9 protein-coding genes are annotated in these 12,601 nt (G+C 73.4%); 4 read left to right on the top strand and 5 right to left on the bottom strand.

The window, feature by feature from the left end; translation table 11 throughout:
• The first annotated feature begins 40 nt into the window (after nt 1-40).
• Complete coding sequence (locus K4B79_RS32120; RefSeq protein WP_232030815.1) at nt 41-550, top strand: immunity 21 family protein; 510 nt, start codon at nt 41-43, stop codon at nt 548-550.
• 697 nt (nt 551-1,247) lie between these two features.
• A complete protein-coding gene (locus tag K4B79_RS32115; RefSeq protein ID WP_232030814.1) occupies nt 1,248-2,093 on the top strand; it encodes an SDR family oxidoreductase in 846 nt (281 codons plus the stop codon).
• 6 nt (nt 2,094-2,099) lie between these two features.
• On the opposite strand, the gene K4B79_RS32110 is transcribed toward K4B79_RS32115, so the two are convergent.
• The 5 genes from K4B79_RS32110 to K4B79_RS32090 form a co-directional block, all read right to left on the bottom strand.
• The gene (locus K4B79_RS32110) at nt 2,100-3,788 is read right to left on the bottom strand and encodes a DUF885 domain-containing protein (protein ID WP_232030813.1); all 1,689 of its coding nucleotides are present in this window, start codon (nt 3,786-3,788) and stop codon (nt 2,100-2,102) included.
• A 172-nt stretch (nt 3,789-3,960) separates the two neighbouring features.
• A complete protein-coding gene (locus K4B79_RS32105) occupies nt 3,961-5,208 on the bottom strand; it encodes a GNAT family N-acetyltransferase (protein WP_232030812.1) in 1,248 nt (415 codons plus the stop codon).
• A gap of 159 nt (nt 5,209-5,367) precedes the next feature.
• On the bottom strand, nt 5,368-6,951 hold the full coding sequence (locus K4B79_RS32100) for an alkaline phosphatase D family protein (protein ID WP_232030811.1): 1,584 nt from the start codon (nt 6,949-6,951) through the stop codon (nt 5,368-5,370).
• Between the two features lie 154 nt (nt 6,952-7,105).
• Nucleotides 7,106-8,599: a MocR-like pyridoxine biosynthesis transcription factor PdxR gene (gene pdxR, locus K4B79_RS32095; protein WP_232030810.1), complete on the bottom strand. Its 1,494-nt coding sequence runs from the start codon at nt 8,597-8,599 to the stop codon at nt 7,106-7,108.
• 1,021 nt (nt 8,600-9,620) lie between these two features.
• On the bottom strand, nt 9,621-10,451 hold the full coding sequence (locus K4B79_RS32090) for an alpha/beta fold hydrolase (RefSeq protein WP_232030809.1): 831 nt from the start codon (nt 10,449-10,451) through the stop codon (nt 9,621-9,623).
• Nucleotides 10,452-10,703: 252 nt separating this feature from the next.
• On the opposite strand from K4B79_RS32090, the gene K4B79_RS32085 reads away from it, so the two are divergent.
• Nucleotides 10,704-11,588, top strand: a complete 885-nt coding sequence (locus K4B79_RS32085; protein WP_232030808.1) for an RNA polymerase sigma-70 factor — start codon at nt 10,704-10,706, stop codon at nt 11,586-11,588.
• 202 nt (nt 11,589-11,790) lie between these two features.
• Nucleotides 11,791-12,552 carry a GntR family transcriptional regulator gene (locus K4B79_RS32080; RefSeq protein WP_232030807.1) on the top strand — a complete coding sequence of 254 codons (762 nt, stop codon included), beginning with the start codon at nt 11,791-11,793 and terminating at the stop codon, nt 12,550-12,552.
• The last annotated feature ends 49 nt before the right edge of the window (nt 12,553-12,601 follow it).

Below are 12,601 nucleotides of genomic sequence, written 5' to 3'. Positions count from 1 at the left end.
CGGCCCCGGGAAGGCTTTGCAAGCGTGTAGGTTCTGCCGCATGGTGCGATACGCGGAACCGGGCACGGTGGAGTGGGTGGAGTCGGGCGGCGGTCCGCTCATAGCCGTACCGGAGACGGTCCTGCCGTTCTGGGCGGGGGCCGACGGGGACGAGACCGCCTCCGACTACGACCGGGCCTGCGAGGTCGACGGAGGCGTCGGCCTCCTCCCGGTCGGGGACTCCGCGGCCCTCGTCCTCGGCGACGAACCCGCCTCCACCTCCTACCTGCCCGACCACCACACTTTCGTCCGGTGGGGCGCCGCGGACTCCGAGGACGAGCTGCTGGCCGGCGTGGAGCAGGCCCTCGCCACCGCGGTCTGGGAGGCCGAGGTGCACTGGACGGTCCCCGGCCCCGTCGTGCTCTTCGACGCCGCCTGGCCGGGCAACGACTGCGTACGCACCGACCACTTGAAGGTCGCCCTCGACCCCGGCCGCTACGCGGTGCGCGCCGCCCAGGTGCAGCCGGGGCCCGAGACGTGGGTGGGGCTCGTACAACTGCGACGGCTGTGACCCGGTCGGCGGGGGACGCCCGACGCCGCGCGGACGGGTAGCCGAAGGCGAACTCCGAGCCGGGCGAAGGAAAGCTCCGGGCGACGGCAGACGCCGCGCCGGCGGGTAGCCGACGGCAGACGCGGGGCACTCCGGGCGGGCGAAGGGAACCTTCGGGGACGGCGGACTGCACGTGGGCGGGCGCCTGCGGATGGCGTGCGGGCGGGCAGTCGAGGGTGGACACCGGGCAGCCGAGGGATGCACTGGGGACGACAGAGTCCGCGCGGACGGGTAGCCGAAGGCGAACTCCGGGCTGGGGAAGGAAAGCTCCGGGGACGGCGGACTGCACGTGGGCGGGCGCCTGCGGATGGCGTGCGGGCGGGCAGTCGAGGGTGGACACCGGGCAGCCGAGGGATGCACTGGGGACGACAGAGTCCGCGCGGACGGGTAGCCGAAGGCGAACTCCGGGCTGGGGAAGGAAAGCTCCGGGGACGGCGGACTGCACGTGGGCGGGCGCCTGCGGATGGCGTGCGGGCGGGCAGCCGAAGGCGGAGACCGGGCAGCCGAGGGAATGCACTGGGGACGACAGACTCCGCGCGGGCCCGCGACGACAGACGGCACGCGGGCGGGTGAGTCCAGGCCGACTCCTCGTGCGCGGGCGCGGCGGGTCCGGAAAAGCGGGTGCGTCACCGTCCGGTCGGCGCCCATCATGATCGGCATGCCCCGACTTCCCCACCCCACCCCCGACGAACTGCGCCGCGACCCGCTGCCCCTGCGCGGCCGTACCGCCCTGGTCACCGGGGCCAGCAGGCGCGGCGGCATCGGCCATGCCGTGGCCCGGCGTCTGGCCGCCTACGGAGCGAGCGTCTATCTGCACCACCATGTGCCGCACGACGCCGACCAGCCCTGGGGCGCCGACCGCCCCGAGGACGTCGTCGCCTCCGTGCGCGAGGCGCTCGGCGACCCGGCCGCCGAGGTGCTCGCCGGGCCCGGTGACCTGTCCGACCCGGCCGCGCCCGCCGACCTGATCGCCACCGCCGCCTCGGCGCTCGGCGGACGGCTCGACATCCTCGTCGCCAACCACGCCCAGAGCGGCCACGACGGCTCCCTCGACGAGATCGACGCGGCGATGCTCGACACCCACTGGGCCGTCGACACCCGCTCGGTGATCCTGCTGGTCCAGGCGTACGCCAGACTGCGCGCCGCGCTGCCGCCGGGCACCCCGGGCGGACGCGTGATGATGATGACCTCCGGCCAGGACATCGCGGGCGGCATGCCGGGGGAGCTCGCCTATGCCCTCCAGAAGGGCGCCCTCGCCTCCGTCACCCGCTCCCTGGCGACCGCCCTGGCCGAGCACGCCGTCACGGTGAACACCGTCAACCCCGGCCCGGTGGACACGGACTACATGACCGGCGACGACTACGACACCATCGCCGCGATGTTCCCCGCCGGCCGCTGGGGCATGCCCGACGACCCGGCCCGCCTCCTCGCCTGGCTGGCGACGGACGAGGCGGCCTGGATCACCGGGCAGGTCATCGACTCGGAGGGCGGTTTCCGGCGCTAGCCCGCCCTACAACTGCGCCAACTCGTCCACCAGATCGTCCAGCCCCAGCGACCCCTGCGACAGGGCCGCCATGTGCCAGGCCTTCGGGTCGAAGGCGTCGCCGTGCCGGGCGCGGGCCTTCGCGCGGCCCAGCAGCCAGGCCCGTTCGCCGAGCTTGTAGCCGATGGCCTGGCCAGGCATGGACAGATAGCGGGTCAGCTCGCTCTCCACGAAGTCCGCGGGCCGGCTGCTGTGCGAGCCGAAGAACTCCTGCGCCAGCGCGGGCGTCCAGCGCTCGCCGGGGTGGAAGGGCGAGTCGTCGGGGATGCCCAGCTCCAGGTGCATGCCGATGTCGATGATGACGCGCACCGCACGCATCATCTGCGCGTCCAGGTAGCCGAGCCGGCGCTCCGGATCCGTCAGGAAGCCCAGCTCGTCCATCAGCCGCTCCGCGTAAAGGGCCCAGCCCTCGGCGTTGGCGCTCACCATGCCGATGCTCGCCTGGTAGCGGGAGAGGTTCCCGGCCACGTGCTTCCACTGCGCCAGCTGGAGGTGGTGGCCGGGCACACCCTCGTGGTACCAGGTCGACACCAGGTCGTAGACCGGGAAGCGGGTTCCGCCCATGGTCGGCAGCCAGGTGCGGCCCGGGCGGGAGAAGTCGTCGGACGGCGGGGTGTAGTAGGGGGCCGCCGCGCCGCCCGGAGGGGCGATGCACGACTCCACCCGGCGCACCCGCTCGGCCAGGTCGAAGTGGGTGCCGTCCAGGGCGTCCATCGCCTCGTCCATCAGGCCCTGGAGCCAGTCGCGGACCTCGTCGACCCCCTCGATGTGCGTGCCGTGCTCGTCCAGGTGCGCCAGCGCCACCCACGGCGTGGCCGCGCCCGGCAGGATCTTCTCGGCCTCCGCCCGCATCTCGCCGAGCAGGCGGTGGTACTCCGACCAGCCGTACGCGTACGCCTCGTCCAGGTCGAGGTCCGTGCCGTTGAAGTAGCGCACCCAGCGCGCGTACCGTTCCCGGCCGGCCACGTCCGGGGCGCCCTCGATCGCCGGCGCGTACACATCGCGCATCCAGTCGCGCAGGCGGGCGACGGACTCGGTGGCCGAGCGGGCCGCCGCGTCGAGCTCGGAGCGCAGGGACTCGGGTCCGGCGGCCGCGTAGACCTCGAACCAGCCGCGTCCCGCACCGGCGTCCGCCCAGTCGCCGAGCTGCTCGACGAACGTGGCGGTGGCGCGTGGACCGCCGTACAGCTTCCGTTCCAGGCCGAGCGCCAGGCACTCGCGGTAGCCCTCCAGCGCGGCCGGAACCGCGCGCAGCCGCTCGGCGATCGCCGTCCAGTCCTCCTCCGTCTGCGCCGGCGTGACCGTGAACACCTGGCGCACCGAGTGCGCGACGGAGCTGAGGTTGCTGACGGCACGCAGGCTCTCGTCCGCCTCCTGCACGGCGAGCTGGGCGGTGAGCCGCTCCCGCAGCAGCCGGGCGCAGCGGCGCTCGATGTCACTGTCGGCGCCGGGCCGCCGCTCGGCCTCGTCGAGCTTCGCGAGCGTCGACCGCTGAAGGTTCATCAGCGCCTCCTCACCCGCCGGCGAGGTGTCGGGCAGCCTGCTCGAACTCTCCTTCACACCGAGGAACGTCCCGGTGATCGGGTCCAGGGCGACGAGTTCCTCGACATAGGCGTCGGCGACTTCGCGGGGCAGCGGGCTCTTGATCTCAGACATGCGGCCATCCTCGTACGAGGGAGGCCGCCGCGTCAGCCTGGTTTACCGGGTGTTGTGTCATGCCGGCCACTGGGGCGCCCCAAAGGGGCGCGGGGCTGTGTCGATGTGCGGCTCCGCCGCGTGGGCGCGACCAGCCACAACGGCCCCGCAGCCGCCATACAGCCCGCAACCCCTACGGCGCGTCGACCCGCCCCAGTTCTCCCGCACCCGAAAGCCGCTCCTCAACCCCCAGTCGTGCGGTGATGACGAGCGTCCCCTCCTCGACCTGATAGTCGAGCGGCAACCCCAGCCCTCGCATCGCCGCGACCATCCCCGTGTTGGAGGACTGCGTCACCGCGTACACGCTCACGCACCCGGCCTCGACGGCCATCCCCACCAGCCGTTCCAGCAGCTCACGCCCGATCCCGCGCCGCTGCCACGCGTCCTCGACGAGCAGCGCCACCTCCGTCTCGTCACCGTCCCACAGCAGATGACCGAGACCGACGACGCGCCCCGAGGCGGTCCGCACGGCGAGCGTGCGGCCGAAGCGCGGGCTGAGCAGGTGGTTGAGATAGCGATCGGCGTCACCGACCGGCCCGTGGTATCGCAGGCTCAGCGTCCGCGGCGAGCAGCGCTCGTGCATCGCCTTCGCGGCCGCCAGATCGCCCGTGTCGGCCCGGCTCACGGTGATGTCGCTGCCCTCCGGCAGCGTCAGCACGTCCTGGCCGCGCGGGACCCGCGGCCCGAGCCGCGCGTCCAGCTCCACCAGGGCACGCGCCCGCGCGAACTCGGTCGGGGTGAACGGCAGATGGGGCCGCTCCACGGTGATCACTCCGCCTTCCGGCGCGCGCAGGCGCATCACGGTGTCCTCCAGAACGCCTTCCACCGGCACGGTCGCCGGACCACGGCCGCGGCCCGCCATCGGAGCCGCGGGCAGCGACCGTATGGTGCACCGGCCGAGCAACTGCCGCAGCGCCAGAGGGAGTTCCGCCGCGTCCAGGGCGGTGCGGGTGGCCAGACCCAGGACCCGGGTGGGCGCGTCCACCAGATCGTGGGCGTCCCCCCGCTCGATCCAGGTGTCGGTGCCGCCGGCCAGGGCGACGGCACCGGTGATCTCGTCGGCCGGGGCCTCGGCGGGGGCCCGCAGCAGGAACTCGTCCACGGTGCCCTCGGCCAGCGGATGCGTCTGGAGGCTGAGGATGTCGACGCGGTGCCCGGCGAGGGCCGCGCACAGGGCGGCCAGCGATCCCGGCTCGTCCTTCACCGTGGTCCGCATCCGCCACAGCGTGCTCTCCCCGGGCCCGGCCTGCGGCTCCGTCGGCAGTGGCCGGGCGCCGGTATCGCCCGTCGGCGGGGCGTGACCGTGGCGGCGTGTCCACCAACTGTGGAACGCCGCCACGCAGCGGGAGGGCAGGTGCGTCACACGCGTCACGGCAGTCATGTCTCGAGTCATGCAGTCACTGTGAAGGAAGGGTGTTGCGTGATCACGAACGCATTGTGACCGACCGGTAAAGTGTGCGGTTGCGCCCCTTTTGTTGCTTTTTCTACGATCTCCGGATCGATCTCGGAATCGATCTCGGTGCCGCTGCCGGCGCCGGTGTCACTGACCCACCCGGCCCGGCTGGAGCACCTGCGTGAACAGCACGGTGCCGTCCTGCTCGCGCAGCCGTACCGTCAGTTCCCCGCTGTCGCCGTCGATGTCGACCTCGCCGAAGAACTGGTAGCCCTCGGCCGGTGAGACGTTCGCCACGGTCGGCGCCTTGACGAAGACCCGGTCCGGGCCGAAGGTGCCGTCCAGTGTGTTGGCCGGGAAGGCGCCCGCGTTGAGCGGCCCCGAGACGAACTCCCAGAACGGCGCGAAGTCCTTGAAGGCGGCCCGCGAGGGGTCGTAGTGCTGGGCCGAGGTGTAGTGCACGTCGGCCGTCAGCCACACCGTGCCGGTGATCCGGCGGTGCTTGACGAATCGCAGCAGCTCGGCGATCTGCAGCTCACGGCCGAGCGGCGCCCCGGGGTCGCCCTGCGCCACCGCCTCGATGTTCGGCTTGCCGTCGCCGGTGTCCGGTACGACCAGGCCGAGCGGCATGTCGGAGGCGATCACTTTCCACACCGCGCGGGAGCGGGACAGCTCGCGCTTGAGCCACTCCAGCTGCTCGCGGCCCAGGATGCCGACCGGGTCGGTGCTCTGGTCGTCCGGGGAGTTGGCGTTGCGGTAGGTGCGCATGTCCAGGACGAACACGTCCAGGAGCGGGCCGTGGTGCTGCACCCGGTAGACCCGGCCGTCCGGGCGGCGCAGCGTGGAGATCGGGAAGTACTCCGAGAACGCCTGCCGGGCGCGGGCGGCCAGCACGTCGACGCGCTTCTCGGTGTACCGGGTGTCGCCGAGGATCTCGCCCGGGTACCAGTTGTTGGTGACCTCGTGGTCGTCCCACTGGATGATGTTCGGGACCCGGGCGTTGAAGGCGCGCAGATTCTCGTCCAGCAGGTTGTAGCGGAAGTTGCCGCGGAACTCCGCGAGCGTCTCGGCGACCTTGGCCTTCTCCTCGGTGGTGATGTTCCGCCAGGTCCGCCCGTCCGGCAGCGTCACGGATCCTGTGAGCGGGCCGTCGGCGTAGATGTTGTCGCCGCTGCACAGGAAGAAGTCCGGGTCGAGCTTGGCCATCGCGTCGTAGATCCGGTAGCCGCCGAGCTCCGGGTTGATGCCCCAGCCCTGTCCGGCCAGATCGCCCGACCAGACGAACCGCACACCGTCGCGCCGCTTGTTCGAGACCGTGCGGAAGGTGCCGGTGACGGGTTCGCCGGTGCGGCGCGGGTCGTCCGGGTCGGCGAGCAGCACGCGGTAGTGGATCTGCTCGCCCGACGGCAGTCCGCAGACCTGGGTGGTGCCGGTGAAGTCCGTGCCGGCGCCGAGCAGCGGGCCGTGCCATCTGCGCGGATTGCGGAACGACTCGGTGGCCGACGTCTCGACGATCATCCGGGCCGGGCGGTCGGACCGCACCCACACCAGGCCCGAGTTCGTGGTCACGTCTCCCGTCTGGACACCCCAGCCCGCCTCGGGACGCCCGGACCGGGCGAAGGCCGGCGCCGCGCCGGCCGCGGTGGCCGCGGTGGGCAGGGTGAGGGCCGCCGAGGCGGCCAGGGAGCCGCGCAGAACGCTGCGGCGACCGGGGAGCGGACGGTGGGACATGGATGCGCCTCCAGGGACGGGATCCGGCCAGTGTGCAGTGCCACACCTACTGGTACGGCGCAGCGCACACGCAAACCACAAGTGAACAACTGACCGCGACGGCGGGGGAACCCGTGTGCGAATCCCCGGGGTGTGGGGAGTGCGGGCGCCCCGATCAGCCCGTGACCGCCTCGGCCATCATCCGTACGCCTTCCCGGATCCGGCCGGGTGACAGGTGGGCGTAACCGAGCACCAGGCGTACGTCCCCCTTGTCGTCCTGGGCGTCCTTGTGGTCGTGGGCGGGCGGCCGGGCGGTCTCGCCACCGGCGCCCGGGTGTCGGCAGTCCGCGAGCGGGCGTACGGCGACCCCGGCCGCGGCCACGTCCGTGAGGAACCGCTCCTCGGGGCCGTAGCGCTCCGGCAGCGTGGCGATGACGTGCAGGCCGGCGGCGATCCCGGAGACCTCCGCGCCGGGGAAGTGGTCCTCCAGGGCGCCGACGAGCGCGTCCCGCCGTTCCCGGTAGGCGCGTTGGCAGCGGCGCAGCTGGCGGTCGTAGTCGCCGCGTTCCACGAACCGGGCGAACAGCGCCTGGTCGAGGGCCGGGTGACCGAGATCGAGGGTCCGCTTGCGGGCCGCCACCTCCTCGACCAGCGACTCCGGTACGAGCAGCCAGCCCAGCCGGAGCCCGGGGGCGAGGGACTTGCTGACCGAGCCGGTGTAGGCCACGTGCTCCGGGTCGAGCCCCTGGAGCGCGCCCACGGGAGCGCGGTCGTAACGGAAGTCCCCGTCGTAGTCGTCCTCCAGGACCAGGCCGTCCACGGAGCGTGCCCAGTCGAGGAGTTCGGCGCGGCGTCGCGCGGAGTAGGCGACGCCGGTGGGGTACTGGTGGGCCGGGGTCGTCACGACGGCCCGCACGCCCGAGCTCCGTAGCGGACCGACGGCGAGTCCCTCGTCGTCCAGGGGCAGCGGCACCGTGGTGACACCGGCCGCGGCGTAGAGCTCGGAGTGCTGCGGGCTGCCCGGGTCCTCGACGCCGACGGACCGCACCCCGCGCGCGTGCAGCACGAAACCGAGCAGCGCGGTCGCCTGGGTCACCCCGGAGACGACCACGATCCGCTCCGGGTCCGCGACCACGCCCCGGCGCCGCGCCAGCAGTTCGGCCAGCGCGGTGCGCAGCCGGGGCAGCCCCCGCGGATCCGGATAACCGAGCTCCTGGTGGGGCAGGTCCGCCAGCACCTCCCGCTGCGCCGCGGCCCACGCGGCCCGCGGGAACAGCGACAGGTCGGGCGTGCCCGGCACGAAGCTCGCCCGGGTGCCGGGAGTCCGCGGCGCGAGGTCACGCGCGCGGGGCCGCGCCGCCCGTACGGCCTCGCTCACCCAGGTCCCCGCCCCGCGACCGCTGCGCAGGTACCCCTCCGCCGTCAACTGCTCGTACGCCTCCGTCACCAGGCCCCGCGACACCCCGAGATCCGCCGCCAGATCCCGGCTCGACGGCATCCGCGTGCCCACCGCCAACCGCCCCGACCGCACCGCCTCCCGCAGAGCCGCCTGCAACGACCGCCCCCGCGCCCGCGCCGGCGCCGACACGGCCGGAAGCAGCAACTCCCAGGCGGCGACGGCGGGATCGGCGGGCGGGAGGTGGGGGTGGTCCGGGGGTGAGGGGGCCATGGGAGGGGACATTAGCGGGGGCTGTGGCGGGGGGCCGCGGAATTCGGGGGGGGGCGACGGGCCGGGGTGGTCGCGGTGGTGGGGGCGGCGGGTGCGGGTCAGCGGGGCCGGGGTTTGTCGCGCGCGGCGGGGCCGGAAGTCGTCGCCCCCGCGGAACCGGTGATGCGCCGTCCGCGACGGGCTCGGGCGTCGCAGGTCGCGTCGCGTCGCGGGGCTGGCGGGAGCCGTGTGCGACCGGGCCGACGGTTGTTGGGTTGGCGGGCTGGGCGCTTGGCTGCCGGGTGGTAGTGATGTGCCGTGCGCGGCGGAGCCGGGGCTGCCGGGCTTGCGGGGCTGGCGGGAGCCGTGTGCGGCCGGCGTAGGGGCTGTTCCCTGTGTCGGCGGGAGTTGCCGTGCGTGGCTGGGCCGAGGGCTGTTTGGTTGGCGGGCCGAGGGCGTGCCGCGCCGGGTGGTGGGGCGATGTGCGGTGTGGGGCGGGTTCAGGGTCTCTCAGCTCGTGTCCCGGGGTCCGACGGTAGTCGTGTGCGCCGGGGCGGCGGCTGTGCCCTGTGCTGGCGGGAGTTGCCGTGCGTGGTCGGGTCGAGGGCTGTTTGGTTGGCGGGCCGAGGGCGTGCCGTGCCGCGAGACGGGGTGGTCCGCCGTGTGGGGCGGGTTCAGGGCCGCTCAGCTGGGGCGGGAGCCGTGTGCGTCGGGGCAACGGCTGCGCCCGTGCCGCCGGGGGTTGCCATGTGCGGTCGGGTCGAGGGTTGTTGGGTTGGCGGGCGGGGCGCTCGCCGTGCCGCGCGGCCGGGGCTGCCCGGCTTGCGGGACTGGCGGGAGCCGTGCGCGGCCGCGTCGGTCGCTGCCGTACCCCGTACCCCGTACCCCGTGGCGCCGGGCGGCTGCCCAACCGCAGCCGGGCCAGAGGGTGTTGGCCCCGCAGAGCCGGGGCTTGCCGCGCCGGCCAGGACCCCGTGATGTGTCGTGTGCGGCGACCACAGGGGCCCGGCTCGTGGGACCCCTGGCTGCCCTGCCGGCAGAGTCAGCGGCTGCCGTCGAGGAGGACTCGGGCCACGAGGGCGGGGTCGTCGTTCATCGGGACGTGGCCGCAGCCGGGGAGGCGGACCAGGCGGGCCCGGGGGATGACGTGCTTGGCGCGGATGCCCTGGCGTTTGACCAGGAGCATGTCGCGGGTGCCCCAGGCCACGGTGACGGGGATCTCGGGGATGTCGTCGGTGAACTGGACGGAGGTGCCGGCCCGGAGGGTGTCGGTGAAGCCGGTGGCGTGGGCGAGGGCGAGGGTCTCGGCGACGACCGCCTCGGGCGAACGGCGACCGGGACGGGCGTAGATGGTGCTCGTCAGGGCCGCGCGCCCGGCCGCCGAGCGCGACAACCGCTCGACCAGGGGCAGAGGCATGCGTTCGGCGACGCGCCGCATCGCCAGGAGTACCCCGAAGGCGTAGCGGCGTTCGGACGGGGACCAGAACCCGGCCGGGGACAGGGCGGTGACGGACCGTACGAGCTTCTCGCGGCCGAGGTCCAGGGCGAGCAGGCCGCCGAGCGAGTTGCCCGCCACGTGCGGCCGGTCGAGGTCGAGGGCCTCGCAGAGGGCGCCGAACACCGATGTGGTCGTGGCCAGGTCGTAGTCGAGGCCGGAGGGCAGAGCGGGGGAGACGCCGAAGCCGGGCAGGTCCACGGCGATCACGTCCCGCTCGGCGGCGAGGATGTCCACCACCGGGTCCCAGGCCTGCCGGTGGTGTCCGATGCCGTGCAGCAGGAGCAGCGGTTCGCCACTGCCCTTGCGGGTGTAGGCGACGGTGACCGACTGGGCGCCGCGCGCGGAGGGCACGGTGACGGTGACGGTGGCGGACATGAGGGAACTCCTCGACGGGGCCTGGCAGACGGACACGGTGTAGACAGCTTGTCAGCAATTACTACCGACGGGTAGCCCCCGTGCCACCCTGGAACTGTGGCGCCCGACCCGTGAGTCCACCCGACCCGCGTCCACCCGACCCGCGTCCGCCCGACCCGTGCGTCCGGCCGCCCCCAGGGGGCCCAGGTGGTCAGGAAACCGCCTCGCCGTAATCGCCTGGACACGACGGCGTACGTCGGTTGGGATGGGGCCGTGACCGCCGACACCGTGACCGACGTCTTCCAAGAACACCGACCCGTCCTCCTGGGCGTCGCCTACCGCATGCTCGGGCGGGTCGCCGACGCCGAGGACGTGGTCCAGGAGGCCTGGCTGCGCTGGTCGGCCGCCGACCGGAGCGAGGTGCGCGAATCGCGCGCCTACCTGGTGCGTGTCACCACCCGCCTCGCCATCGACCGGCTGCGCCAGGTCAAGGCGCGCGGCGAGACGTACGTCGGCCCCTGGCTGCCCGAGCCGTACGTCACCGACTTCGGGGACGCCGTGCCCGACACCGCCGAGCGGGCGGTCCTCGCCGACACCGTCTCCCTCGCCGTCCTCGTCGTCCTGGAATCCCTGTCGCCCCTGGAGCGCGCGGTGTTCGTCCTCAGGGAGGCCTTCGGCTACCCCTACGCCGACATCGCCGCGATGCTGGACCGCGCCGAGCCGGCCGTGCGCCAGCTCGCCGGACGGGCGCGCCGGCACGTGGAGGAACGCCGGCCGCGCTACGAGGTCGACCCCGCCCAGCGCCGCGACCTCACCGAACGCTTCCTGGCCGCCGCCGGGGACGGCGACCTGGAGGGACTGATGTCCCTGCTGGCCCCGGACGTCCGGCTGGTCGGCGACAGCGGCGGCAAGTCCAAGGCGCCGGTGCGGGTCCTGGAGACCGCCGACAAGGTGGGCCGCTTCGTCCTCGGCGTCGCCCACAAGGGTGCTGTCCCGGACCTGTCCTTCCGCTTCCTGGAACTCAACGGCGGGCCCGCCCTGCTGATCCTCTCGGGGGACAAGCCCGACTCCGTCCTCCAGCTCGATGTCGCCGACGGGCTCATCCACTCCGTCTACATCGTCCGCAACCCCGACAAGCTGGGATCCCTGCCCGTCTGACCCGCTCCGCCGCCGCACGGACAGCCGCTTCGCGAACGCTCCGTGAACGCTGCGCGTATCCAAATTCGTGAACGTTCACGGGGAACGAGGATTGGTATTGACCAAGGGTGGGGGCCGCCCTATGGTCACAGAGAAGTGAAACAACCTTTAATAAACAAGGGCGCTAAAACGCCGCCGGACCACGGCGATTGCGGAGGACAGGGTGGGGACCACGCAGCTGGAATCGGTGCCGGAACCGAAGTACTGGCATCTCAAGACCGTGCTCAGTGAAGCACTGGACTCCGAGTTCTCCGTGGGGGAGATCCTGCCCAACGAGCGCGACCTCGCCGCCCGCTTCGGCGTCGCCCGCGCCACGCTCCGGCAGGCACTGGAACAGCTCGAACTGGAAGGCAGGCTCCAGCGCCGCCGCGGAGTCGGTACGACCGTCGCCCCGCCTCGCGTGGGCGTGGCCGTCGGCACGGAACAGCACGACTGGCCCGGCGCCGCCGGTGACACGTGGCAGCCCGTCGACGCCACGCTGGAGGTGCCGCCCGCCGCGGTGGCCGCCGCCCTGGAGACCGGCGCCGAGCAGCCCGTGCACATCCTGCGGCGCTCCCGCACGAGCCACGGCCAGCCGGTCGCCGCCGAACTGCTCTACGTCGCCGCGGACTCGGTGCCCGATCTCTCCGCCATAGACGCGCCGTCCGGTGCGGCACGCGCGCGTGCCGTACTGCGCGAGCTGCGGCGCCTGGAGCTGGAGCGCCGGGAGAACGCCGTCGAACTCGGCTCCGCCCGCGCCGACGACGCCAAGGAGCTCGACCGCCTGCCGGGCGCCCCCGTCCTCGTCGTCACCACCCGGTACGTCACCGGCGGCCGCGTCGCCGCGATCTCCGTGGCCACGTACCGCGCCGACACCTGCCGGCTGACCTTCGGCGACTCCGGCGGCGTGGAGATCCACCAGGGACCGGAGCGCAGGGCGTCCTGACAGCCGTACTCGCGCTCACGCGAGCAGCGCCCCGGACACGCGTCCGGGG

Source organism: Streptomyces lincolnensis, from assembly GCF_021173675.1.
GTDB lineage: Bacteria > Actinomycetota > Actinomycetes > Streptomycetales > Streptomycetaceae > Streptomyces > Streptomyces lincolnensis_B.
Note: the sequence above shows the minus strand (reverse complement) of the source record. Positions and strands in the feature narration are given on the sequence as shown.